Below are 23,860 nucleotides of genomic sequence, written 5' to 3'. Positions count from 1 at the left end.
AGTGCTTAGTGTGGTCATTGATGGCCACGCTAAGTGGGATGGAAATTAGCGTCGCGCATTAGAAATCTTGAAGAACACAACGTGGGGACCTTTATACAAGTCTTCGCGACACTACCTTTTTGTCGATTGATCTTCCTTGGGAGCAATAATAATGAACCTCAAGCTGACCCGGGTGACTCGCAATACGTTGGCCATTGCCATTGGCGCCGCAAGTTTGGCGCCCTTTGTCCAGGCGGAGGGCTTCGTCGACGATGCCAAGGTCACCCTTAACTTACGCAATTTCTACATGAACCGTAATTTTGTCGATAACGGCCCCTCCAAAGCTGTTCCTGGGCCAACAAAGCGTGGCGAAGCAGCGGAGTGGACGCAGAGCTTCATCCTTGATGCGAAGTCTGGCTTCACCACTGGCGTGGTCGGTTTTGGGGTCGACGCATTGGGTATGCTCTCCGTCAAGCTGGATGGGGGAAGAGGTACCTACGGTACGCAGCTGCTGCCGACGCATGACGGCAATCGGCCGGCGGATGACTTTGGGCGACTGGCGGTAGCCGGGAAAATGAAGTTCTCGAAGACCGAGCTGAAAGTCGGTGAGTGGATGCCGGTACTGCCTATTTTACGCGCCGATGATGGTCGTTCATTGCCTCAAACTCTGGAGGGCGCGCAAATCACCTCCAAGGAATTGACCAATGTCACTCTGTATGGCGGCCAGTTCCGTGGGAACAGCCAGCGCAACGATGCAAGCATGGAGAAACTCTCGCAAAACGGAGTCGGTACCGTGGTGCATGGCAAAAACACGATCGAATCTGATCATTTCAATTTTGCCGGTGGCGAGTACAGCTTCAATAACAATCGAACAATGGTTGGGGCTTGGTACGCTCAACTCGAAGATGTGTACCAGCAGAAATATTTCCAGCTTTTGCACTCGCAACCGATCAACGACAACCTCACCCTGGGCGCGAACATTGGCTACTTCATTGGGGAGGAGGATGGTTCAGCGCTGGCCGGTGACCAGGACAACCGCACGCTCTCAGGCCTGTTTTCGCTCAAGACTGGCGGTAGTACTTTCTACGTAGGTTTGCAGCGCCTCACGGGTGACACCGGCTGGCAGCGCGTTGCAGGAACAAGCGGTGGGACCTTGGCTAACGACAGTTATGGCTGGAGCTATGACGGTGCCAAGGAACGTTCCTGGCAGGTGCGCCACGACTACAATTTCGCGGCCATGGGCGTTCCGGGATTGACCTTGATGAACCGGTTTATCAAAGGCACCAATGTCCATTCCGGAGCCGTCACTGATGGTGAGGACCGTGGTCGTGAGACCGAGGTGGCTTATGTCCTTCAGAGCGGTGCATTGAAAAACCTCAGCGTGCGCTGGCGTAACTCGACCCTGCGTCGAAATTACGGCAATACCAACAGCTTCGATGAGAACCGTCTGATCATTCAATATCCGCTTTCCATTCTGTAAGTGCTCCTCCAGCAAATTTTTGCCTGCTTCGGCAGGCCTTTTTTTACCTGATGTTTTTCAAAGGAAACGATTACATGAGGCGCGTTGCGTCCCCCCTATACACGTCTGCGACTAGGGTTTGTTGGGACTCCGGGATCATCGCTCACCTGTTCGACGAGCGTAATCCTGCGGTCAAGAAGCTGCTGGCTAACGCCATTGCCGCGTGCAACAAGGCCGGCAAGTACATCGGCATTTGCGGTCAGGTCCCTTCGGAACCCCTGATTTGGCCAAATGGCTGATGGAGCAGGGCATCGAAAGCGTTTCGTTGAACCCCGATTCCGTAATGGAAACCTGGATTTTTCTCGCTGAGCAGCCGTCGTAAAAGCAAGCCGACCCAGGGCGGGTATCGGCTAAAGCAGGATGATCACCACCGCGCGCCGAATACCTCATAAAGCTCGGTCAATGCTTCTTGGTCGAGAGGCAGAGGGCGGGGAGTGGTCATCAGCCACAGTCGGGCTGTTTCCTCCAACTCTTCCAAGGCGTAACAGGCCTTGGACACCGAGCTTTCCCAGACCACCGGGCCGAGGCGTTCGAGCATTGCCCCGCGAACGCTGTTGGCCAACCGGGCGACCTGTTCGGCGACCTTCGGCGAACCGGGTCGCTCATAGTTAATCAGCGGGATCTTCCCGACTTTCATCACCTGATAGGGCGTGATCGGCGGCAAGATGGTGTCCTTCTCCCAGATGTCGGCCAAGGTCAGTGCCACCAGATGTGTCGAATGGGTATGTACCACGCCGCCCACCTCTGGATTGCGGTCGTACACTTGGCGATGCAGGGCCAGGGTCTTGGACGGCTTACCGCCGGATACCCATTCGCCGTCGAAATTGACCTTGGCGATCGCCGTCGGCTCTAGGCGCCCCAGGCAAGCATCAGTAGGTGTGATTAGCCAGCCATCGTCTAACCGCGCGCTGATGTTACCGGCACTGCCCACCGTGTAGCCACGGCCATGCAGCGAGCGGCCGACATCGCAGATCTCTTCGCGCAGACAGTTTTCATTGCTCATTGCATGGCTCCTGTCGGTACACCGTTGGCCAACTGACGCAAGGCCTTGTCGAAAAAGTCCGGGCCACCGAAGTTGCCCGATTTGAGCGCCAGTGCCAGGCACTGTTCGCCGCTGCTGATCGTTGCCGGAACGCCTGGATCAATTTGCGCGCCGATGCGCAATAGGCGCACACCCAATGCCTGGACCACCGCACCTGACGTTTCTCCGCCGGCTACAACGAAGCGCCGCACGCCGGACTCGACCAGTCCCGGGCGATATCACCCAGCGCTCTTTCAACCAGGCTACCTGCGCGCTCCACACCCAGCTCAAGTTGCACTTGCTGGACGATTTCCGGCGTACTGGTGGCATAGATCAGTACGGTCTGCGTGTTGTCGCGCGCGAACACGAGAGCTTGTTCGACCACTGGCTCGCCAGCCGCGAGCGCCAGAGGGTCGATGCGCAGGGAGGGGCGACCGGCAGCCAGCCAAGTAGCTACCTGTGCATTGGTTGCCAGGGATGCACTACCGGCCAGTACCACCTCGCCACCCTCGACATTCGGGACCTCGGCCGCATTCAAGTCGCGCAGCTTGCCAGCACGCCGGAAATTCGCTGGTAGACCGAGGGCGAGACCCGAGCCGCCAGTGAGTAACGGTAGGTCGGCGCACGCCTCGCCGAGCACAACCAGGTCTGCATCGGACAACGCATCGGCAATTGCGAGGCTGACGCCTTCGGCACGCAATTCAGTGATGCGTGCACGAATGCAGTCGACGCCGCTGGCAATCGTGTCATACCGCAATAAGCCAACGGCGGCCTGGCTCTGGGATTGCAGCACGCGCACCAGATTGGCGTCGGTCATTGGTGTCAGTGGGTGGTGCCGCATGCCTGATTCACTGAGCAACTGATCCTGAACGAATAAGTGGCCGCGAAATACCGTCCGTCCATTTTCCGGAAAGGCCGGGCAGGCAAGGGTGAAATCGCTGTCCAGCGCGGCCAGTAACGCCTCGCTGACCGGGCCGATATTGCCGGCTGAGGTGGAATCGAATGTCGAGCAGTACTTGAAGAAAATCTGTTCACAGCCGCGTTCACGCAGCCAGGCCAGCGCACGCAAGGACTCCTCCACTGCTTCGGCTGCGGGCACGGTGCGGGACTTGAGTGCTATGACAATGGCATCCGCATCGAGTTGCTCGAGTACCTCGGCGTCAGGAATGCCGATGCTCTGCTGTGTGCGCATACCTCCTCGCACCAGCATGTTGGCCAGATCCGTGGCGCCCGTGAAGTCATCGGCAATACAGCCCAGCAAGGGGCGGCCGGGGAGGGTAGTCATGAGCAGTTCCTCATTGTTGTTTTGGGTTCGTGGTTCCGATCGGGTCATACACATGTTGACACCTTGGGAGTGGCGGTCAATACTTTTGTTCAGAATAGAAACAAATGTTCGCATTCCGATCAAATTAAAAATTGAGTTGTAGGAATGACGAGTGGATAACAACAAGAAGAGGACCGACACTGTGCAGGATTTCTCAAATACGCCCGACGCGGGCCTGGCGGCAAGCCACAGGAATACCGTTAGCACCAGCACCAACGTCTCCGCATCGGCGGGGATCGTCACTACCAACGACAGCGACATGCGCAAAGTCGCGTTCGCCAGTTGCCTCGGCAACATGGTCGAGTACTACGACTTCGGCCTCTACGCCGTGGCGACAGCGCTTGTCTTCAACACCATCTTCTTTCCCAGCACTGACCCGTTGGTGGGTTCGCTGGCGGCGTTTGTGACGTTCTTCGTCGGCTACTGCGCCCGACCGATCGGCGGGATTATCTTTGGCCACTTCGGTGACAAGTTCGGACGCAAGAAAGCCTTGCTGATCACCATGTCGATCATGGGCTTGGGCACCTTCGCCATCGGCCTCGTACCGTCCTACAACTCGATTGGCATTTTTGCTCCGATTCTGCTGGTAGCCTTGCGCTTGGCCCAAGGCATTGGCATCGGTGGTGAATACGGTGGTGGCATGGTCATGGTCATCGAGCATGCCCGGCCTGAAAAACGCGGCTTCTATAGCGCACTGGTGCATGCCGGCGTGCCGGCTGGCATAGTGCTGCCGATTGTGTTGCTGGCCGGTATTTCCAGCGTGATGAGCGAGGCGGACTTCCTTTCCTGGGGCTGGCGCATTCCTTTCCTGATCAGCATCGTCCTGGTCGGGATCGGCCTGTTCATTCGATTCCAGCTCGCTGAAACCCCGGCGTTCCGTAGCCTTCAGGCTGAAGGCAAGACCGCCGAAGCTCCAGTGGTCGAAGCGGTGCGCAAGCACTACAGCAGCATTCTGCTGGGCATCGGTTCAAAGATCGCCGAGAGCGGACTGTTCAACATCTATGCGGTGTTCGCGATCACTTATTGCATGACCAAACTGGGCATGCCACGCCAGGTGATCCTCAATGGCGTGCTGATCGGCGCGGCACTGGAATGCGTGATGCTGCCGCTGTTCGGTGCCTTGTCCGACCGCATCGGCCGACGCAAGGTGTATATCGGTGGCCTGTTGTTCCAGGCAGTGCTCGCCTATCCGTTCTTCATGATGCTCAACACGGGCGATGTCACTTGGATCTGCGCGGCGCTGGCGATGGGTTTGGCCTTGGGCCACGGTTCGGTGTACGGCGCCCAGGGCGCCTATTTCTCCGAACTCTTTCCGGCACGCATTCGCTACAGCGGGTTGTCGCTGGTCCAGCAGATCGGCCCGGTCCTCGGTGGCGGGATATCACCGATCATCGCCACCATGCTGCTGACCCAGTACGGCAGCTACGGCTATGTGGTGGCCTACATGATTGCCATCGCTGTTCTTTCCAGTGGCTGCGCCTTCCTTCTGAAAGCTAAACGCATCTAACTCCGTTATTCATATCCCGCGGGTTGTACTCGCGGTTGAGGACATTTCATGAAGACCCGAACCAATCACTTCAGACAGGCATTGTCGCAACAACAGCAACTCGGCATGTTTTCCACCCTGGGCAGCAACACCTTGGTGGAATTGCTGGCAGGCTGCGGCTTTGACTGGATCATGCTGGACACCGAGCATTCGCCCAACGACATGGGGGAGATCATTGCTCAACTGCAAGCCATGGCCGCCCATGGCACAAGCGCGATCGTACGTCCGGCATGGTCGGAGATGATCCTGATCAAACGCATTCTCGACGCTGGCGCGCAGACCCTGTTGTTACCGTGCATCCAGTCCGCCGATGAAGCCCGCGAGGCAGTCAGTTACACCCGCTATCCTCCATTCGGTGTGCGCGGCGTGTCGGGTAGCTCGCGCGCGGCCGACTATGGCCTGAACACCGATTATCTGCGTACCGCAGCAGATGAAATCTGCATTCTGGCGCAAATCGAAACCGTCGAAGGGCTGGCCAACCTGGAAGAGATTGCCGCTGTCGAGGGTATTGATGCCATCTTCATTGGCCCCGCGGATCTCGCCGCTTCACTTGGCCATTTGGGTGACACCCAGCACCCCGAAGTGCAAGCCGCGGTGGACGATGCGTTTCGCCGCTTGCGTGCGCTTGGTAAACCAGCCGGTTACCTGACGCTCAATGAGGCTGAGGCCGAGCGACGCATCGCCGAGGGTATCGCGGTGGTCGGCGTGGCGACTGACACCTCAATCGTGATGCGTGGCGCCAGGTCTATGCTTCAGCGTCTGAGCCAACGCTGAGCATTTGCCCGCCAGCCAACAAAAAGCCGTGGAGAACGTTGTATGTGGGAGCCGACCAGCTCATATCCGGATGCCGCCGTACAGAGCCTGCATCCTAGTTTCGACAAGTACCGTATCGTGCTGGCTGGCGTCGAACGCCTGGCCACCGGCATGCGTTTCACCGAAGGCCCGGTGTGGTTCGGTGACGGCCGCCACTTGCTCTGGAGTGACATTCCCAACAATCGCATCATGAAATGGGAAGAGGAAACCGGTGCTGTCAGCGTCTTTCGCAAGCCGTCGAACTTTACGAATGGCAGTACCCGCGATCGTCAGGGGCGGCTAGTCAGTTGCGAGCACGGCACTCGCCGCGTCACCCGCACCGAATATGACGGCACCCTCACTGTGCTGGCCGATAGCTTCGATGGCAAGCGCTTGAACTCACCGAACGACGTGGTGGTGAAATCAGACGGCACGGTCTGGTTCACCGACCCACCGTTCGGCCTGAACGATTACGAAGGCTTTCGTGATACCCCGCAGCTGCCGACCAATCTTTATCGCTTTGATCCGGTGAGCAACGAGCTGATCGTTGTCAGTGGTGACATCGCCGCGCCTAACGGTCTGGCGTTTTCCCCGGATGAATCGCTGTTGTATGTGGTTCAGAGCCGTGCCGTTCCGCGCAATATCCTGGCCTTCGATGTCGTGAGCAATGGCGCCGCGCTAGCCAACAACCGTGTGCTTATCGACTGCGGTCCGGGTATTCCGGATGGCCTGCGTTGCGATGAGGACGGCAACCTCTGGTGTGGATGGGGGATGGGCAGTCCGGAATTGGACGGGGTGATGGTGTTTTCTCCGGAAGGTGAACGAATCGGCCGCATCCAATTGCCTGAGCGTTGCGCCAATCTGTGCTTCGGGGGCATTCGCGGTAATCGATTGTTCATGGCTGCGAGCCAGTCGGTGTATTCGCTATATGTGAATACCCGTGGAGCGCAATGGGCTGATCCCAAGGCATAACCTCATTTTCGAAACGAGCATCCCCTCATGAGAATCGGCTTCATTCATACCGTCGGCTTCCTGGTCGAAAACTTTCGAGAGCAGATGCGTCAGGCTTACCCCCACGCGGACTGTTTCCATATCCTCAACGAAAGCTTGTTGCAGGACTTGCTGCGCAGAGCGCCTCAGGCGTTGGTCTATCGCCGAGTCGTCGAGCAGATCCTGCTGGCCGATCAGGCCGATGCCGACCTGATTGTTGTAACGTGCTCCTCCACTTCTCCATCGGTCGATATTGCTCGGACCCTGACCAATAAAACGATCCTGAAGATCGATGATCCGATGGCCGCGCTAGCGGTGCGCAATGGTCCGCGCATTGGTCTGCTGTGCACCTCGACCAGTACCGTGGAACCGAGCAGTGCGTTGTTGTGTGCCCACGCCGCGCAGCAGGGTGTCGACATAGACATTCAAGTGCTAGCGGTGCCTGAAGCCTATCAAGCGTTGTTGGCTGGCGACCGGGCCATTCACGATCAGCTAATTGAGTCAGCTGTTACTCAATTGCTCGGCAAGATCGATGTGCTGATGCTTGCTCAGGCGTCTCTCGCACATCTGCGTGAGCGGCTGGCCGGGCTGTTGCCGGTACAGGTGCTGGCCAGCCCTTCGTTGTTGATGGAAGACATCGGCCGGCATATCACCGAGTACGAGCAGCGCACTCATTCGATCGAAGGGAGTCAGTCATGAACGAACATTTTTCCGGACGTATCGCCGTGGTCACGGGCGGCGGTGCAGGAATCGGCAAGGCGATCAGTGAAGCCTTGTTGGCGCGAGGCGCGGTAGTCGCCGTTCTCGACAAGCAACTCGCTGATGCGCCAGTCGGCGCCAATGGATATCAGGTTGATGTGAGCAGCGACCTTGAAGTGGCTGAGGCATTGGCGCATTTTGGCGGCTTGCACGGCCACATAGATTTGCTGGTCAATAATGCCGGAGTGAGTTTTCCCGCCACTGTCGAAGATGGCAGCATGGATGACTGGCATCGTATCTTCGATATCAACGTGCTCGGTTATGTGCGCGCTACACGAGCCGCGTTGCCGTTCCTACGTCAATCCCGCGATGCATCGATCATCAATATGTCGTCATGCACTGCCATCACCGGTCTGCGTCGGCGGGCTCTGTATTCAGCGACCAAGGGCGCAATCGAGGCGATGACCAGAGCCATGGCCGCAGACCTGATACATGAGGGCATTCGCGTCAATTGCATCAGTCCTGGCACGGTCGATACACCACTCATCCAGAAATTGATCGCCGAGGCGCCGGATCCTGCGGTGCAGCGCCAGGTCTACAACGATCGACAGCCCACCGGCTATATGGTCCAGGCTGAAGAGGTTGCGCATGCTGTTCTTTATCTGGCCAGTCCCGTAGCGCGCTCAACGGTCGGTTCGGTGTTGACCGTCGATGGCGGCATGGCAGCGCTGCGGCTGTTTTCTTCCTGATGGTCATGAGATATAAAACCGCCTGTGAATAGCCTCTCCAAGGAATCAACGGTGGACGACAGCAAGACCAAGGGACAACAGCCGAAAGGCGAAGCAGCGATCACCGGTGAAAACCCGAAGAATGTCGTCAATTCGGTGGCCAAGGCTTTCAGCGTGCTGCACGCCTTCAGCGCCGAAGAACCCGCGATGACCATCAGCGAAGTCGCGGTTGCCGCAGACTTGGACCGGGGCACCGCCTACCGACTCATCCATACGCTGGTCGCTCTCGGCTATTTGCGTGCGGTGCCGAATAAACGATTCCGTCTCGCGCTTAAATGCCTGGAACTGGGCTTCCTGGTGCTCTCGACCCAGGATGTCGCCCAGCATGCGAGTCCCTTGCTTCAAGAGTGTGTGCCACGAATTTCCGACGCTGCCTCGGTTGGGATTCTCGATGGCGCGGACGTCGTGTTCATGCAGCGGGTTGAGCAGGGCCTTGCTCGGCACGTCGATCGACGCCCGGGCAAACGTATCCCGGCGTATGCATCGGCGCTAGGTCAGGCAATGCTTGCGTTCCTGCCTCGGGAGCAACAGATTGCCATTCTCGATAGTTCACCACGGGTAAAACTCTCCGAGCGAACGCTCACAGACCTCGATGACTTGCTTGATCGTTTGGTGTTGGTTCGGGAGCAAGGATATGCGGTGTCTGAAGGCGAGAATGCCTATGGGCTCTGCACGGTAGCCGTACCGGTGCTCAATAGTGCGGGCGAACCTGTAGCAGGGGTCAGTCTGACGGTGAACGCTGAACGGATGTCGGCCGCCGAACTGGTGAGTAGCGCGTTGCCCAGTGCGCGCGAAATTGCCCAAGAACTCGCCAGTACTCTGCATTTTTCCGCGGGTGCCCTTAAGTTGCCGACAGCCAACTAAGGCGCGGTTCGCATCCTCTGGCATGTCGAAATCGCCTGCCGCCTCTTCACTCTTCAGATGCGCAGATTGGCATTGCTATCCTGAACACAGTATCGGATAGCAACGCCAATTTGATCATGGTCATCTCACCTGCTTTAGGCGTCGAGAATGGTCACGAAACTGACTCAGCTATTGAACTCGATACGCCGCACGTCGCCGACAATGAAGGCGTAGGCAATCACGCCAAGGAAGGCGGCTGCACCGACGTAAAACAGTGCATAAAAGAACGACCCCGTGGATGCAATAATGAAGCCGATTATCAGCGGGGTACTGATGCCCGACAGGTTGGAGCAAAAGTTAAACAGTCCGCCGGTCAACCCCATGAGTTTTTTCGGCGCAACGTCGGAGATCAATGTCCATCCGAGGCCTACCATGCCTTGGCCAAAAAAGGCGAAAGACAGAATTGAGATGACCAGTACGTCAGTCTCAACATAGTTCGCCCCTATGATCGTGCTGGCCATCATTAACCCACTAATGATCGGCAGTTTACGGGCGATGTTGGCCGATCCGGTACGTTTCAAAAGCTGATCAGAGAGCCAGCCACCGAACATCACCCCGGCTGCAGCTGCAAGGAACGGCATGATTGAAAAGAAACCGACCTTTATCCAACCCATGTGACGCTCAGTTGCCAAGTATGTTGGGAACCATGTCAGGAAGAACACCAGAACTGTGTTGCCAGCGAACTGGCCGATGGATGCACCGATGATTTGGCGGTAGGACAGCAATTTACGAACGTTGGACCAGGAGAACGGGGTCGCTTGCTCGTCAGCTTTTACCAGGCCACCGCCCGCCGCAATGTAATCCAGTTCTGCCTGATTGACGCTGGTGGACTCGTGGGGTTCGCGATAAAGGCGCCACCAAACGACGCCAAAGACGATACCGACCAAGCCAACCAGAATGAAAATCGCACGCCAGCCGTAGGCGCCCATGATCCAGAACAAGGCGGGCGCGAAGCATGCCAATCCCAAGTACTCACCCACGGTATAGATCGCCGTGGCGCGAGCACGCTCCTGTTGTGGAAACCAAATTCCGACCACCCGGCTGTTGGTTGGAAAGCAAGGTGCTTCGCTGATCCCAAGTCCGAAGCGGCATAGCAACAGGGTCTTGATGCCAATGGCAAAGCCCTGAAGCAAAGTGAACCCGGACCAGAGGGCGATCGCCAGAAAGTAAGTGACCTTGCTACCGAATCGATCGAGGAACAATCCGCCAGGTATCTGCGCCAAGGCATAAGTCCAGGCAAACGCCGAGAACACAAAGCCCATTGTGACAGCGGAGATCCCCAGATCTTTAGTGAGCTCAGGAGCAGCGATCCCGAGGACTGTTCGATCCAGATAATTGATCATGGTGCCAATCGCGAGCAATGCAAGAATGACAAAGCGGGCGCGGCTGCGCTTGGCGCTTGTAGCTGGGGCGTAGGCCAGCGAAGTTGCTGATGCAACCCCTCCAGATTTTTCAGTCATATCTTGTAGACCCATTTTGTTGTTATCGGGATTTTGATGAAAACTGTGCATTAGCAATTTTGCATACGGCATTTAGATGCTTAGGCTAGGTAGAACTTGATTGCGATGTCAACCGTCAATCTTGATTCTGCATGCAAAATCACGATTTTTACGCCTTAAATGTCTTTTATTCATTGTTATTCCTAATTATTTTCGACAGATTTATCTTATTTACTCATCGGGCTTTTGGGGTTTTGTCCTTGACTTAACTTTCGAGGAAGATTACTTTTTTGCTGTGCATTCTGTTTTAGCATGCAAAATTAGATTTTTCGGTGAGGGTCAGCTTCGGTGATCTCCTCCTGCTAGCGATATTGACTAGCGTGAGACAGGGAGTAGCGGTTGATCTAATAGCGCAAGGCGTTGTTCAGCGCGTTAACAGCAGCTGACGGAGCGCGGACATCACAGATAATGTTGTCGATACCAAGTGACAGCGCATGTCGCCAATCGAGTTTTTTGGGTGGGAGGTTTGTGCAGTGAACCATTTGCTGATGGATGAAAGTTTGTCTGCGCAGGAAGACAGCGCCACGACTCACGCAACTTCTTTGGTGAAGCGACTGCGTTTGGCGATCATGACCGGTGAATTAGCCCCGGGCAGCAAGCTGCGTCTGGATGCATTGCGTGAAAAGCTGGGTCTCACCATCAGTCGAAGTCCTCTCAGGGAGGCGCTTTCACGACTGGGCGCAGAAGGCTTGGTTTTGATCGAGGACAAACGGGGATACCGGGTTATTCCTGTGTCTGAGAAAAACCTTCAGGAGATCGCAAAGCTGCGGGTGCATTTCGAAGGTCTCGCATTGCGAGAGTCGATCACCAAAGGCGATCAGGCTTGGGCGGATTCGGTCCGGGCGGCGGAAGACAAGCTGCATAACATCAAGCGTACCGATTGCATGTCCTCTGCTCAGCAGGAGCAGTGGGAGCTGGCGCACCGCGATTTTCATCTCAAGTTGCTCGAGGCCTGCGCCATGCCGTTACTGATTAATTACTGCAACACCTTGCATGATCTCAACGATCGCTACCGTCGACTGTTTCTGGCGAAAAATCCTTTTGACCGGGACGTTAATTCCGAACACGGAGCTATTGTCGCAGCCACCCTGGAGCGTAATGCCGATCTGGCGTGTGCGCTGCTTGCTCAGCATATTCAACGCACCACGCAAAATATTTGTATCACCCTTCATCGCCAGGAAGCCGGGCTAGAAGCGTGATCAAACGCTGGCGTCTCGACCGTTTGCGGTTACGGCGTCCTTAAAACAAAAAACAATAGTCCCCCTGCAGCGGTTAGCGGGCGCAGTGCTCGGCTGCTTGCAAAAGAAGCAACACATGTACCTGTCCGTCACCACTGATACCCAAGGATAATAACAATGACCACCTCCTCATCAGCCCAGCATCCAGTAGCGCCGAACGTGTTGATCGGTTTAATCGGTGCGGCACTTCAGTCGTCCATGAGCCCGACCTTGCATATGCGCGAAGGCGCTGCGCAGAACCTGGTCTACTTATACAAATTGATTGATCTGGACCAATTGGGTCTGGATGCCAGCGCACTGCCGGCGCTGATGGATTCTGCCAAGCGCATGGGGTTCAACGGACTTAATATTACGTTCCCGTGCAAACAGACAGTACTGCCGCTGCTCGATGAGTTGTCCGACGAAGCACGCAGTATTGGCGCAGTGAACACGGTAGTCATCAAGGATGGAAAAACCATCGGTTACAACACCGATTGTTTAGGCTTCGCCGAAGGTTTCAAGCGGGGATTGGAAGGGGTCAAGCGTGAGCGCGTCGTGCAAATGGGCGCGGGTGGTGCGGGTTCGGCAGTGGCTTACGGATTGCTGCAACAGGGCGTTCAGCAGTTGAGCATTTTTGATATTGAGGAAGAGCGGGGCATGGCGCTGGTCAATAATCTTAATACGAGCTTCGGCGATGGCCGTGCCGTGTTTGGTCTCGATCTTGAAGGATCCCTGAGCCGCACCGACGGCCTTGTTAACACCACACCTATCGGTATGGTAAAACTTCCGGGTATGCCTGTGCCAATCGAGTTCCTGCGCGCGGATTTGTGGGTTGCCGACGTGGTGTACTTTCCCATTGAAACCGAACTGTTGAGAACCGCCCGGGCCTTGGGTTGCCGTACGCTGGGTGGCGGCGCAATGAACGTGTTCCAGTCGGTGAAGTGTTTTGAACTGTTTACTGGCATAACGCCTGACGCTGCGCGCATGGAAAAGAATTTCCTCGACACTGTGGGTCAACTTTAACTTTCATGGCATAGCGCGATTTACCCACTCGTCGACTGTAAAGTGTCGAGCAATGTCGTAGCTGAACAGGGATGACCGATGTCTCAACGCCGCTCAACATTGATTGCTCTGTTGGTAGCCGTCACGTTCTTCATGGAGAACCTTGACGCTACGGTGATCGCTACCGCGTTGCCTGACATGGCCAGGACGTTTGGCGTCGCGGCGGTGGATGTGAACATTGGCATGAGCGCCTACATGCTCGCCGTGGCGGTGTTCATCCCGATCAGCGGCTGGTTGGCTGATCGTTTTGGTTCACGCCTGGTATTCAGTTCGGCGATCGTGCTGTTCAGCCTGTCTTCGTTGATATGCGGGTTGAGTGACAGCCTGCAAACCTTTGTCGCCGCGCGTGTGCTGCAAGGTATCAGCGGGGCGATGATGGTACCGGTGGGGCGTCTGGCGGTGCTGCGCACCACCGAGAAGAAAGACCTGGTGCAGGCGATATCCTTCATCACCTGGCCCGGTCTGGTTGCACCGGTACTTGGGCCTCCCGTGGGTGGTTTCATCGTCACCCATGCTTCCTGGCCATGGATTTTCTACCTCAATCTACTGTTGGGCATGCTGGCCTTGATTGCCGCGCTGGTCTTGATTCCGAAACAGGACGACGTCAGTTCCCGGACATTCGATTTGAGTGGCTTTCTGCTGGTTGGCGTTGCCAACGCTGCACTGTTGTACGGCGTAGAAATGCTGGGGCAAAGTCGCGAAAATTTATTGCAGGGGCTGTTACTCAGCGGTGCCGGTGTGATTCTCGGTGTATTTGCCTGGCGACATATGCGTCGGCATGCGCAACCATTGTTGGCGCTGGGTGTGACAGGTATTCGTACCTTCAGTGTCTGCCTGTGTGGTGGGTCGATTTTTCGGATCGCCATCAGCACCTTGCCATTTCTCTTGCCGCTGATGTTTCAACTGGCTTTCGGTCTTTCTGCATTCGATGCGGGGCTGCTGGTGCTGGCGGTATTTGCCGGCAATCTGGCCATGAAACCCTTCACCACCTGGGTGATGCAGCGTTGGGGATTTCGCCCGGTGCTGATGGTCAACGGCATCCTCGGCGTACTTGCGATTGCGGCGTGTGCGTTGCTGGATGAGCGAATGAGCTGGGCGCTGATTCTGTTCATTCTGTTCGTTGGTGGTTTGTCACGATCCATGCAGTTCACCGTGTTCAACACACTGGGGTTTGCCGATATACCCAAGGCGCAGATGAGCGACGCTTCAACCTTGTTCAGTATGTTCTTCCAATTGAGCATGGCGATGGGGGTTGCCATAGGCGCGTTGCTGCTACGTCTTGCTATGAACATCCATGGCAATACAGAGCACGCCGAGACCGTCGACTTTCAGCTGACGTTCCTTTGTGTGGCAGTGATTGCGGGAATTGCATTGCTGGACAACCTGAGACTGCCGCTACAGGCGGGTGAGTCGGTGTTGCAGCGTAAGTGAGTCGAAGTTCGGAAACGCCTTCGGGGACGTGCGGTGCTCAGCTTGTCAATCAATCAGAAAGGAGGGGCTAGGTCCGCTATTGGCCGATTGCTGCGGGTCATGTTGGGTCGGAGTCGACCCGAACCAAGCGCTCGGAGATATATACAAAGCTACAAGGAGTTTAGCACTATAAGAATTCGACTTATGACGACGGCAGGGATCCTGCGGCGGCGTAGTCCGGAAAAGACATCATCGACTCGGTCGGTGGATGCTCGTAGGTTGAGGACAACACGGCACTGAGCCGATCTCCCAAGAGGCTCCAGGCGCGTTTCTTCTCTTCGGCATAATCGTGATGCAGGTAGTGTCGCCTCACCCGGGAGCCGGCCAGTACATGATTTTGGCAGTGATCGATGACGTCTAGGCTGACCCCCAAGGCCTGCATCATGGTCGCGCCGGTACGGCGCAGGTCATGCGGCGTCCAGTCACCGTTCTGGCCGTCGGCAAGGACCAAGGTATCGTCGTGACGCCGTCTGGAAAGGGCCTTGCGGTTTTTGAACCGGGCTTGGCGATCGCCGACCTGTTTGCTCACGACCTTGACGTCAACATGCTGGTCATCCTGCTTGTTGGGAAAACACCATTGTGAATCTGGGTGAGGTCGGCGAAAAAGCTGATGGCTTGCCGGTGAGCGCCGCAGTTGATCAGCGCCCGAATATCGTGTTCGGACACACTGCTCACCGCTGTCTTACCAAGTGCCGGGAATAGGTCCTTGTTAAAACGGCGCTGCAACTCGGCATTGCCGTCTTTTCGTGCAACACCATCCAACAGCCAAGCCTTGGCCAGATCCTGGACAGCCAGCGTTTGCACCTTCGTCGTTTTTACTTGTTCGGCTTTTGCGTTCGTTGCTGCATGCACCTGTGCCTTGGCGGTTTTCTTGTGCTCGTTGGGATTGATCTGCTCATCGATGAGCGCACGGGCCTGGTTGCGGGCCTTGCGGATGTCGGTCAGGGATTTGCGCGGCCAGGGCCCGCAGGAGTACTCTTTGTTCTGGTCGCCCCACCGATACCGATAGAAAAAGCTAACCGACACGCCGTCCTTGCGCACTGGGATTCGACCGGCGAGATTACCATCCTCCCGGAGGATTCGGCCGGCATCATTGGCGGTCAACGACTCGAGTTCTTTGATGGTATTTTTGGCCATGAAATGGGTTTCCCCTACTTTTCCCCCACAAAAACGTCGGCTCTTGATGGGCGTTGCTGGACTCTCGTAGAGCAGAGCACCGCTGGAGCTCAAGTAAATACTAGCTCAGAAAAATCCAGAGTAAAATTTTCGAAGCTATCAAGAAGTATGAAAAAGAAGATGGGGTGCTAGGGGTCGAGTGTTCGAATCATTCCGTCGCGACCATATTTTTCAATGACTTAGCCGCTTTCGAGCGGCTTTGTTGTTTCTGCCATAGTGACTTTTCGAGTGGCCCTGGCCTTTTTCTTCATGCTTTCCTCCTTTTCAGGATCGTCAGCGCTAGTGCGCGCGAGTCGGTTGCTGATACCTTGTTCGCCGCCGCAATAAGCTGATCCAGTTCCGCTGCCAAGTAGTGACTGGTGATGCTTCCGTTCTTGTGTTCGTCTTCTCGTCCAGCAGAGAGATCATCGGCACAACATCGAGTAACGGCCGGCGCTCTTCATCCCGCCACTTGCGTGCGCAGAGATTCAAAACCCGGATAACCCGCTGAAGCGCGATATTCACCGTCCGGTTCGTGACCGCCTTCCCCTCAGTCGGGTGAAGCTTCGACTGGATGTACGGGGCGAGCGCGTCGTCATCTATGTGAGTCAGCGGCATTTCCCCAATAAATGGGTCAAACATGCGCCATGTAAGTGGCCGAGATAGGAATGGAGGCTTGATCCTTCATCTCCAGAAGGAAGCGAGTCGCCACTTCCCTCCACGTCCTGACGCGCCGCACTCCATACACCTTTTGCTGACGAAGCTGTGAGCGCTGATGTCTTCCAACGGCTCCTCAATTAGCGATTTCACTGGCGCAGTGGTCATTTTTGTCTCCTTGTTTCGACTGATGGATCATCCGTCAGGGTAAATGGGTAAGTTTTTTTTACGACTGACGTGTCTAGATCAATGGTTCCGAGGCTAAGGAGGATTGTCAGCTGCAGTTTTTCCGACTACCCTTGGAAATGTTCGAATTGTTACGAATAATTTCGGTTGTGATCGTTTTCGGGTCACGCTACTTCAGGACGAGGGACGAAAAATGTTTTCACACGAAGGTCACGCAATAGAGCTATTGCTGTTCGTTTTTGGCATGACTGGTCTACTTTTGGTGGTCTGGTTCATTCACCATCTATACGAAAGAAAAATCCGGAAAGGCGTTATAAAACAACAAAATCGTAGCTCGGGGCGCTCAACATGATATTTTCACTCATCCGCGCGAACTGCTCACGGCTGCCTTTGAGCAACCAGGCGCTGTAGTGGTGAAGCGCCTCCGCACTTATATGCTTGCGGTGAAGTAGCCCACGACCAGTCGCTCTACTAACGACTCGGCATGCACTGTTGAGTCAGGGTGATCCAGGTCGAGTAGGGCGGTGGTTATCTCAACGTGGGGCTTTACAGATCGGCATCCATTTCGTCTTCCCGCGCTTAGATTTTAGATGCGACCGCGTCGGCCACGTACTGCCTGAGCATGTCCAGTGCGATCTTTTCAACGGGCTCTACGCCGAGATAGTCTGCGACAGTGCGCGCACTCATGCCATCTCCTTGCGCCGCTGACAGATGTCGCGCAGCCGCTTGCAGTAGTGGTTGAACTCGTCGGTAGTGATCGCGCCGTCGGTGAAGAGGCATGTGATCAGTGCTTGGACCAGCAGGCTGGTGTCCTCCGCGCCGAATGGCGTCGACACACCATCAAGGGCTTGGTCGATCAGAATGGGACCCTTTCGCCTTTGTGCCCTGACATCCTCTATGCCATTTCAATCTTGTTCAGGAACTTCCGTTTTGCTTCGTTTCGGTTCTTCGGGTGAAGGCAGTAGCGAGGTAGTGCGGCTATTGAGCAGGGAGCCCGCTTGAAAGTAGTCCATGACGATGGTGACGCTGCGGTGTTCGGTCATCGCCATCACTTCGCCGAGCGGCACGCCCTGGCGTCCGGCCTCGGTGACAAATCCCGATCTCAAGCTGTGCGCGGCCCAATCGCCCTCCAGGCCGGCCAGTTTCGCCCGGCGCTGTACGGTGCGCGCCACTTGGTCCGCCGACAATCCCGTGCGTCCCACCGTGTTGCCTTTATACAGGCGTCGAAACAGCGGGCCGGATTCGGCCGGGGCCGCCGTCAGTCAGGCGGCCAGCGCTGCGGCTGCCGGCCCGCGCAGCGGCTTCTCACGGCGTACGCCGCCGGTGTCGGTCTTGGTGACGCCGAGAGCATACAGCCAGGTGTCGGCATCCAGCTGGCGCACATCGCCGATTTGTAATCCGACCACTTCCGAGCGGCGGCGACCGCCACCACTGCAGGCCAGCAGGAGCAGGGCGCGGTCACGAATGCCACGCAGGCCGTCGTCGCAGGTAGCGAGCAGCGCCTGCAACGGCTCGAGCACGATCGCGGTTTTCTTGCGCACGTTCACCCCTGGCGCAACTGCGCATTACGTGCCTCGCGCAGCAGAGTTTTCAGCGCCGACGCTTCCGTCGGACTGTCCCACCCCTTGACCACCCATAACCGCTCGTTTTACATATTCTTATCCACTATTGTTGGGGCAAAAAACAGCAATCCGTCCAGGGTCAATTTGCAATCGGCAGGTCAGTTTTCAATCAGCGCCAACACAAGTGCGGCTGCGCCGTACCGAACACCGCCACGACCCGCTCCAGCGGGTGGTCGAAGCGGACCTGGCCGACCGGTTCTTTTCCTCCGATGAGGTGCGTTACTTGTACGGCTGCCGAGCGCCGAGCAGGCGTCGGCATTCATGAGCTTCTGGACCTTCAAAGAAGCCTATATCAAGGCGGGTGGTCAAGGCCTGTCGATCCCGACGGACATTTTTTTCCTTTGGCTTGTCAACGCCGGGGCAGATCGTTTTTTCGTCTGCGGTGTTGGAGTCGTGCGAGGCGAGGCACTGGAGTTTCTGGCAATGGGAAAATGCGCCGTTTGTGTTGTCCTTGGGGGGCTGCCCGCAGTCACAACACCTGCACCGGGTGACCGTGCGGCTATACGAGACAGTGCCCGGGCTAAGCCATAGGCCAAGGGCGGCACACATAGGACGAACGTCCGGCACAGTAGGGTGAGCGACTGACAGTTACCGTTTGCCTGCTGCGCAGATGGCCATTGCGTTCTGGATGTCGGAAATATTGCCATTGGCAGGGCCGTGAATAAACAAATTTAAAACTTGTCTGAAGATCTGTTGATTTAACTCGTACAGACGAGTATTTTAATTACGGAATATTACCTTTGCAACTCTCCAGAAATAAACTATCGAGAGCATAGAAAGCATGAGCCACGATTATCAGACGATCGCCACCGAGTGGCTGTACAACCTCGGGGGCTGCAACAATCTTGAACAGCTCACACTGGCTGACAGTGTAGCGCTGAACCGAATCAATCAGGTATTAACGCGAGCGGCCAAGACGGGCTAACTGTCTGCTCGCGACCTGCTTCGGCACGTAAATTTTATGCGTGATGGCGTATTTACGCTAATCAACATCGTCGAAGTCAAAATATGCAATGAGCCTCGCTGCTCGCATCATCTCTATTAAGGGTGATGCGCGGAGCAGTCGGCCGTACTTGAAAAGATTATTTTCCGCGAAGTGGTTAAAGTTTAGATGACGTCGACTCAGTATTCGACGTCTGGGCGTAATTTAAAGTTAGTGATTTTGAACACGTTATAATCAATGACTTCCTATTGGTTTGAGGGGTATCAGTATGCCTGCTGGAGCGATATTCATATCATTTGACGCGGTCGCGGTGTCTGGTATTACGGTTGAAGCTGTAAAGGTGGCTAAAAGTCTGCTGCAGAACCAGGTCAAGTCTTACCTTGATTTGGGTTATGACATCAAGGTTGACAAGGGTAACTTCAACAAGTCATACGACTACGAAAGGGGTATTTATAACGAAATATTTACCCTTGTCCGTATCGAAGATATTGATGCTGTGCCGAATTACAACGTAGATTTCATCGAGCACTCGCACAATGTTCTGATCAGTAGTAAGACATCCGTTTCCCCCGAAGATAAGCAACGGCTTTTAGTCGCCGTTCGCGAGTTGTCACAGGCGCTGGCTCGTCGAATTGTGCAGTTATGGGAGAAACTGAATATCCGTTATGTGATTGTCGAAAACGGCACGCTTCCGGAAAATATCATTTATACCCAAGCGTTGTACCTGGCCATCGAAGCCTACGGAAAAAGACATGGCATGGGGCATTTCGTTATCTGGCGTGATCATGACCTGATGTGGAACAGTGAGAAGACCGTAATGAAATACGGTCCGGAGCCTTACCCCCACGCCGTCAAGCCTGTTCCGTCCCGTTACATCACATATGTTACCCTAAACAACCACCTGAAAAAAACTCGAGGAATGGTGCAATCACGAAGTTGAAGTCAAGGTGAGGAAAAACACTTATGACTTCAGCGGGCAAGGTACCTACACCAACATCAAGGAAAGCCTGGACATCCGCGACAGCGATATTTTGATTGCCCGCACGACCCGTATTATTCCGCAAAAACGCCAGGACAGGGATATACATCTGATCCATAAGTTGAACACACTTTTTGCCCAGAACGGTAGCGGCCGAAAAGTGTACCTCGCGGTCGCTGGCGATCCTGATGAACACCCCGCCTACTTTGAAGTATTAAATCGGTTGGCGAGGGAGCTTCAGGTTGAGCCCTTTATAAAATTCATCGGGTCACTGTCCCACGACTATATGCCGTCGAAGGAGAAGTCGATGACCATTGAAGATTTGTATTACTCCTGCGACCTGGTTTCCTTTCTCACTTCCTGGGGGTATGACAGCTATGGCAATCCCGTGGGAGAAGCGATCAGCAGCCAGCGCTGCTACATCACCACACGCTATGAATATTATCTGGAGGTGTACGGCCAGTACGGGTTTGAAGCGCCAATTATGCAGATCTCACCAGAGCAGGACGGTCTGCCTGATGATGCTTTTATTGATGACGTCTACCAGCTGTTAAACAACAAGACGCTGATGGGTGAAGTGGCACATAGAAACTTTTCCATTGGTCAGCGGGTGCTCTCTAATAACGTAATGAGTATGTTGGACTTGAGTTCTTAAAGGAGGAATTATGCGTGAGGCTGTCTTTGTATCGGTTGTACTACCGCTTTATGACGAAAGTGACCGTATTGATAGTGTGCTGGATTCGCTGTTCAACCAAAAAACACACGGAGGTTTGATCACCCATTCCACGTATGAGTTGATTTTTGTAGATAACAACTCAACGGATGACTCGATAGAAAAGATCAATGAATTCAAGGTTGCTAATCCATCGATGGATATTCACGTTATCCAGGAGACCATTCAGGGCGTTTCTTCTGCCAGAAAACGCGGCATGGATTATGCCTCTTTGCGCTCAAAGAAACGCGACATCCGTTTGGGCATCGAAAACAAACACTACATTGTTTCCGCTGATGCGGACTGCACCGTGGATGCTTACTGGCTGCACACGCTGATTGAAAAAATGGTCGAGGAAAACGGCGACCTGGGCACGTGTAATTACTATTACAACGAAGCGTCCTTTCGCAAACGCCCGAACCTGTTCAACGAGATCCAGAAGACCCTGCGCTGTCGCGACATGTCGTTTTCACTGTTTGGTGGCTTTCCGGACGGCAAGGGTTTTGCCGTTGAGCGAGGCATCTACGACAAAGTGGGCGGCATCGAGATCTTCTACCAACTGAACAACGGCCGTTTTGTGGAACACCTCTCCGACGACTGGGACTTCGGGATTCGGGTTATCGCATGGGGCGGCAAGCCGGTTTACGCCCGTGATTCGCGCATTGAGATCAACAGTCGTCGGGTGGATACCATCCTCGATGAGGTGATCACCGGTAACGCCTACGGGCAGGACGGAATCATTACCATGAAAGACGTGCGCCCGGACGTGAATGAGCAAACCTCGACGTTGTGTGACACCACGCCAGGGCAATCGCAGCAAGCCTGGGATTACTCGATCAAAGACTTCGTACCCAAGAACATCGTGTTGCCAGCGCTGCTCAATCCGCAGATGTTGCTCGAAAACCCGGTGGTGCGACAGTTCTTCACCGGGCCGGTGGCTGATCGTTTGTATCAGCGCATCCATGAAATCAAACATGGGGCGCGGGTTATCGACTTCAAACCGATTCACACCTACAAGACCCCGGCCTATCGCCTCTATTTTGAGTTCCGCGAGGAAATCTTCAGCGCTTTGCGGCGTGCTGTTGGCGAGGATATTGGATTCGCCCCGCCATTGCCGGGATGCTTTGATGTGGTCAAACCGGAAGATTTCCAACGCTTTGTCTACTACTTTGCCGAAGATCGCGAGTCCGGTGAAGCACATAACTACTTTGCGAACGGAGGGGTATTCTGATGAACAACGAAGCTCTGGGCTCACTAAACGATATCGACCCCAACTATCCAACGCCGCAGGTATACGATTTTCTCGCCCGGTCGGATAACAGCGCCTTTCTGGAGTATGTGTTCAACGACCCCTTCGGTTGCCATGTTTTTCCCGGTGATGTTCCTGACTATCCGCTGCCCTCGTTTTTTGAGGACATGGACCGCGAAATCAAACAGGCCAAACAGATCCACCTGTGGGCCTATATTCCGACCTGCCGCTACCGCTGCCATTTCTGCCAGTACCCAACGGTAATTCTGAACCCGAAGGCCGCCTCGTCACAAGTGGTGTTCCGGGACCTAGTGGACTACAACATCAAAGAGGCCACCCTGTGGCTTCAGAAAGTCCCCAGTCTTGCCCAAGCCGAAGTCGGCGAATTCAACATCTTCGGCGGTACACCGTCGCTGCTGCCGGAACCGGAACTGCGCCGCCTGATGGGTTTTTACCTGAACCATTTCAACTTCTCGGCTGCCACCATGCGCTTCGAGGGTGAGCCGGGTTCACTGACCAAATCCTACCTGCTACTGTTGAAGGAACTTGGCTTTACAAAGATCAGCTTCGGTGCCCAGTCGTTCGATGATCGCATTATCTCGGCCTGCGGGCGTATGCACTCTGCCCAGGAGTGCGTGGATACCATCCGCCACACGCGTGAAATCGGCCTCGACTGGGTCAGCGTCGACCTCATCTACGGCATGCTCGGCCAGAGCGTGGATGATGTGAAATTCGACATGGAAAAGAGCCTTGAACTTGAGCTTTCTCACGTGGTCATCGCCAAGCTGCACATGGAAGAGTTCATGAAGTCGCGTACCGGCGTTTCCGGGGAGAGGCAAAGCCATTGGCAGAGAAAAGGGCTGATCAACATCAACAACATGACCTTCCCGGGTCTTGGCAAGCAGTACCAGATGCGCGAGCTGATTGAGCAGTACCTATCACCCGGTTATCGCGAACACCCGACTATGTACTTCCACCAGAACCATCTGGAGTCGGAGAAATGGAAAGGGCTGATCACCGATCTCGAGAAACAGTACCCGGAAGTTGCGATCGGCCTGGGTGGCAGCTCCAAATGCACCCGCGCCGAAGCCATCAACATCACTGACTACAACGCATACAAGCAAGCGCTTGATGAAGACCGCCTGCCCATCGAAGGAAGCCGAGGCATATCGCCGCTCCAGCGCGAAGTCAACGCGTTCAAAATGGCCCTTTCCACGCTGGTTCCGGTGAATGACACCGTATTCAAACAGCGTTTTGAAGGCAGAAGCTTTTACGACAACCCGATTATCAGCCACACACTCAAGACGCTGGTTGAAAAAGCGCTGGTTACCGTCGATGGAGACTTGGTCAGCCTGACGCCGAACGGTGTGACGCTGGTCGAAGCCGTCATCAACACCCAGTTCGTCACGCCGCAAGCCTGAGGGGGGCATCAGATGGAACAACAAAAGAATTCATCGGTGCCGGTCTTCAGCCTGTACTACATCGCTATCGACACTGAAACCGGTGTGAGGCCAGAACAGTTTGAAACCTTTGTTCGTCAGAAAGGCG

20 protein-coding genes and 5 pseudogenes are annotated in these 23,860 nt (G+C 55.2%); 17 read left to right on the top strand and 8 right to left on the bottom strand.

The window, feature by feature from the left end; translation table 11 throughout:
* The first annotated feature begins 151 nt into the window (after window positions 1-151).
* Window positions 152-1,459 carry an OprD family porin gene (locus JFV26_RS01595; RefSeq protein WP_201189128.1) on the top strand — a complete coding sequence of 436 codons (1,308 nt, stop codon included), beginning with the start codon at window positions 152-154 and terminating at the stop codon, window positions 1,457-1,459.
* A gap of 125 nt (window positions 1,460-1,584) precedes the next feature.
* Window positions 1,585-1,820, top strand: a pseudogene (locus tag JFV26_RS01590) (putative PEP-binding protein); the annotation flags it as partial.
* A 42-nt stretch (window positions 1,821-1,862) separates the two neighbouring features.
* Here JFV26_RS01590 and otnC read toward each other — a convergent pair.
* Both otnC and otnK read right to left on the bottom strand, forming a co-directional pair.
* Entirely contained in the window at window positions 1,863-2,501 is a 639-nt protein-coding gene (gene otnC, locus JFV26_RS01585; RefSeq protein WP_201189126.1) for a 3-oxo-tetronate 4-phosphate decarboxylase, read from the bottom strand.
* Window positions 2,498-3,804 (bottom strand): annotated as a pseudogene (gene otnK, locus JFV26_RS01580) (3-oxo-tetronate kinase). The gene otnC and the pseudogene otnK overlap by 4 nt, the downstream one beginning before the upstream one ends.
* 298 nt (window positions 3,805-4,102) lie before the next feature.
* Between otnK and JFV26_RS01575 the strand changes: the two are divergent.
* The 6 genes from JFV26_RS01575 to JFV26_RS34365 are packed head-to-tail and all read left to right on the top strand — an operon-like array spanning window position 4,103 to window position 9,522.
* A complete protein-coding gene (locus tag JFV26_RS01575) occupies window positions 4,103-5,350 on the top strand; it encodes an MFS transporter (protein WP_242487720.1) in 1,248 nt (415 codons plus the stop codon).
* Between the two features lie 48 nt (window positions 5,351-5,398).
* Entirely contained in the window at window positions 5,399-6,163 is a 765-nt protein-coding gene (locus tag JFV26_RS01570) for an HpcH/HpaI aldolase family protein (protein WP_201189122.1), read from the top strand.
* A gap of 42 nt (window positions 6,164-6,205) precedes the next feature.
* Window positions 6,206-7,153, top strand: a complete 948-nt coding sequence (locus JFV26_RS01565) for an SMP-30/gluconolactonase/LRE family protein (RefSeq protein ID WP_201189120.1) — start codon at window positions 6,206-6,208, stop codon at window positions 7,151-7,153.
* Window positions 7,154-7,180: 27 nt separating this feature from the next.
* Window positions 7,181-7,870 carry an aspartate/glutamate racemase family protein gene (locus JFV26_RS01560; RefSeq protein WP_201189118.1) on the top strand — a complete coding sequence of 230 codons (690 nt, stop codon included), beginning with the start codon at window positions 7,181-7,183 and terminating at the stop codon, window positions 7,868-7,870.
* Complete coding sequence (locus tag JFV26_RS01555) at window positions 7,867-8,619, top strand: SDR family NAD(P)-dependent oxidoreductase (RefSeq protein ID WP_201189117.1); 753 nt, start codon at window positions 7,867-7,869, stop codon at window positions 8,617-8,619. The genes JFV26_RS01560 and JFV26_RS01555 overlap by 4 nt, the downstream gene beginning before the upstream one ends.
* Before the next feature lie 51 nt (window positions 8,620-8,670).
* Window positions 8,671-9,522, top strand: a complete 852-nt coding sequence (locus tag JFV26_RS34365; protein WP_201189115.1) for an IclR family transcriptional regulator domain-containing protein — start codon at window positions 8,671-8,673, stop codon at window positions 9,520-9,522.
* A gap of 164 nt (window positions 9,523-9,686) precedes the next feature.
* Here the strand turns inward: JFV26_RS34365 and JFV26_RS01545 are convergent, their stop codons facing one another.
* Window positions 9,687-11,021, bottom strand: coding sequence for an MFS transporter (locus JFV26_RS01545; protein ID WP_201189177.1), 1,335 nt, complete (start codon window positions 11,019-11,021; stop codon window positions 9,687-9,689).
* Between the two features lie 512 nt (window positions 11,022-11,533).
* On the opposite strand from JFV26_RS01545, the gene JFV26_RS01540 reads away from it, so the two are divergent.
* The 3 genes from JFV26_RS01540 (at window position 11,534) to JFV26_RS01530 (ending at window position 14,770) form a co-directional block, all read left to right on the top strand.
* The gene (locus JFV26_RS01540) at window positions 11,534-12,259 is read left to right on the top strand and encodes a GntR family transcriptional regulator (protein WP_342215415.1); all 726 of its coding nucleotides are present in this window, start codon (window positions 11,534-11,536) and stop codon (window positions 12,257-12,259) included.
* Between the two features lie 156 nt (window positions 12,260-12,415).
* Window positions 12,416-13,300, top strand: coding sequence for a shikimate dehydrogenase (locus JFV26_RS01535; RefSeq protein ID WP_201189113.1), 885 nt, complete (start codon window positions 12,416-12,418; stop codon window positions 13,298-13,300).
* Between the two features lie 78 nt (window positions 13,301-13,378).
* Window positions 13,379-14,770: an MFS transporter gene (locus JFV26_RS01530; RefSeq protein WP_201189111.1), complete on the top strand. Its 1,392-nt coding sequence runs from the start codon at window positions 13,379-13,381 to the stop codon at window positions 14,768-14,770.
* A 181-nt stretch (window positions 14,771-14,951) separates the two neighbouring features.
* On the opposite strand, the pseudogene JFV26_RS01525 reads toward JFV26_RS01530, so the two are convergent.
* The 5 genes and pseudogenes from JFV26_RS01525 to JFV26_RS01510 form a co-directional block, all read right to left on the bottom strand.
* Window positions 14,952-15,946: pseudogene (locus JFV26_RS01525) on the bottom strand (integrase arm-type DNA-binding domain-containing protein).
* A gap of 411 nt (window positions 15,947-16,357) precedes the next feature.
* Window positions 16,358-16,742, bottom strand: a pseudogene (locus JFV26_RS33235) (tyrosine-type recombinase/integrase); the annotation flags it as partial.
* Between the two features lie 748 nt (window positions 16,743-17,490).
* Window positions 17,491-17,643 (bottom strand): hypothetical protein, encoded by a 153-nt coding sequence (locus tag JFV26_RS01520; protein WP_207203824.1) that lies wholly within the window; start codon window positions 17,641-17,643, stop codon window positions 17,491-17,493.
* Between the two features lie 69 nt (window positions 17,644-17,712).
* A pseudogene (locus JFV26_RS01515) lies at window positions 17,713-18,437 on the bottom strand (tyrosine-type recombinase/integrase); the annotation flags it as partial.
* Between the two features lie 101 nt (window positions 18,438-18,538).
* Window positions 18,539-18,688 (bottom strand): hypothetical protein, encoded by a 150-nt coding sequence (locus tag JFV26_RS01510; protein WP_201189109.1) that lies wholly within the window; start codon window positions 18,686-18,688, stop codon window positions 18,539-18,541.
* Between the two features lie 2 nt (window positions 18,689-18,690).
* On the opposite strand from JFV26_RS01510, the gene JFV26_RS01505 reads away from it, so the two are divergent.
* From JFV26_RS01505 to JFV26_RS01490, 6 genes are all read left to right on the top strand, one after another.
* The gene (locus JFV26_RS01505) at window positions 18,691-18,960 is read left to right on the top strand and encodes a hypothetical protein (RefSeq protein ID WP_201189107.1); all 270 of its coding nucleotides are present in this window, start codon (window positions 18,691-18,693) and stop codon (window positions 18,958-18,960) included.
* A 250-nt stretch (window positions 18,961-19,210) separates the two neighbouring features.
* Entirely contained in the window at window positions 19,211-19,354 is a 144-nt protein-coding gene (locus JFV26_RS01500; protein ID WP_201189105.1) for a hypothetical protein, read from the top strand.
* Between the two features lie 286 nt (window positions 19,355-19,640).
* Window positions 19,641-20,312 (top strand): hypothetical protein, encoded by a 672-nt coding sequence (locus JFV26_RS33230; protein ID WP_242487718.1) that lies wholly within the window; start codon window positions 19,641-19,643, stop codon window positions 20,310-20,312.
* A gap of 7 nt (window positions 20,313-20,319) precedes the next feature.
* A complete protein-coding gene (locus tag JFV26_RS33225; RefSeq protein ID WP_242487717.1) occupies window positions 20,320-21,006 on the top strand; it encodes a glycosyltransferase in 687 nt (228 codons plus the stop codon).
* Window positions 21,007-21,016: 10 nt separating this feature from the next.
* On the top strand, window positions 21,017-22,294 hold the full coding sequence (locus JFV26_RS33220) for a glycosyltransferase family 2 protein (RefSeq protein ID WP_242487716.1): 1,278 nt from the start codon (window positions 21,017-21,019) through the stop codon (window positions 22,292-22,294).
* Entirely contained in the window at window positions 22,294-23,733 is a 1,440-nt protein-coding gene (locus tag JFV26_RS01490) for a radical SAM protein (protein ID WP_201189102.1), read from the top strand. Before JFV26_RS33220 ends, JFV26_RS01490 begins: the two co-directional genes overlap by 1 nt.
* Window positions 23,734-23,860 lie beyond the last annotated feature (127 nt).

The sequence above is a fragment of the Pseudomonas sp. TH31 genome (assembly GCF_016650815.1).
Taxonomy (GTDB): Bacteria; Pseudomonadota; Gammaproteobacteria; order Pseudomonadales; family Pseudomonadaceae; genus Aquipseudomonas.
This window is presented reverse-complemented; position numbering and strand designations above follow the sequence as displayed.

Bases quoted from the DNA above. Each gene is read 5' to 3' on its own strand.
- JFV26_RS01595 (WP_201189128.1), top strand. From the start codon at position 152: ATGAACCTCAAGCTGACCCGGGTGACTCGCAATACGTTGGCCATTGCC.
- otnC (WP_201189126.1), bottom strand. From the start codon at position 2,501: ATGAGCAATGAAAACTGTCTGCGCGAAGAGATCTGCGATGTCGGCCGC.
- JFV26_RS01575 (WP_242487720.1), top strand. From the start codon at position 4,103: ATGCGCAAAGTCGCGTTCGCCAGTTGCCTCGGCAACATGGTCGAGTAC.
- JFV26_RS01570 (WP_201189122.1), top strand. From the start codon at position 5,399: ATGAAGACCCGAACCAATCACTTCAGACAGGCATTGTCGCAACAACAG.
- JFV26_RS01565 (WP_201189120.1), top strand. From the start codon at position 6,206: ATGTGGGAGCCGACCAGCTCATATCCGGATGCCGCCGTACAGAGCCTG.
- JFV26_RS01560 (WP_201189118.1), top strand. From the start codon at position 7,181: ATGAGAATCGGCTTCATTCATACCGTCGGCTTCCTGGTCGAAAACTTT.
- JFV26_RS01555 (WP_201189117.1), top strand. From the start codon at position 7,867: ATGAACGAACATTTTTCCGGACGTATCGCCGTGGTCACGGGCGGCGGT.
- JFV26_RS01545 (WP_201189177.1), bottom strand. From the start codon at position 11,021: ATGACTGAAAAATCTGGAGGGGTTGCATCAGCAACTTCGCTGGCCTAC.
- JFV26_RS01535 (WP_201189113.1), top strand. From the start codon at position 12,416: ATGACCACCTCCTCATCAGCCCAGCATCCAGTAGCGCCGAACGTGTTG.
- JFV26_RS01530 (WP_201189111.1), top strand. From the start codon at position 13,379: ATGTCTCAACGCCGCTCAACATTGATTGCTCTGTTGGTAGCCGTCACG.
- JFV26_RS01510 (WP_201189109.1), bottom strand. From the start codon at position 18,688: ATGCCGACGCCTGCTCGGCGCTCGGCAGCCGTACAAGTAACGCACCTC.
- JFV26_RS01505 (WP_201189107.1), top strand. From the start codon at position 18,691: ATGAGCTTCTGGACCTTCAAAGAAGCCTATATCAAGGCGGGTGGTCAA.
- JFV26_RS01500 (WP_201189105.1), top strand. From the start codon at position 19,211: ATGAGCCACGATTATCAGACGATCGCCACCGAGTGGCTGTACAACCTC.
- JFV26_RS33230 (WP_242487718.1), top strand. From the start codon at position 19,641: ATGCCTGCTGGAGCGATATTCATATCATTTGACGCGGTCGCGGTGTCT.
- JFV26_RS33220 (WP_242487716.1), top strand. From the start codon at position 21,017: ATGCGTGAGGCTGTCTTTGTATCGGTTGTACTACCGCTTTATGACGAA.
- JFV26_RS01490 (WP_201189102.1), top strand. From the start codon at position 22,294: ATGAACAACGAAGCTCTGGGCTCACTAAACGATATCGACCCCAACTAT.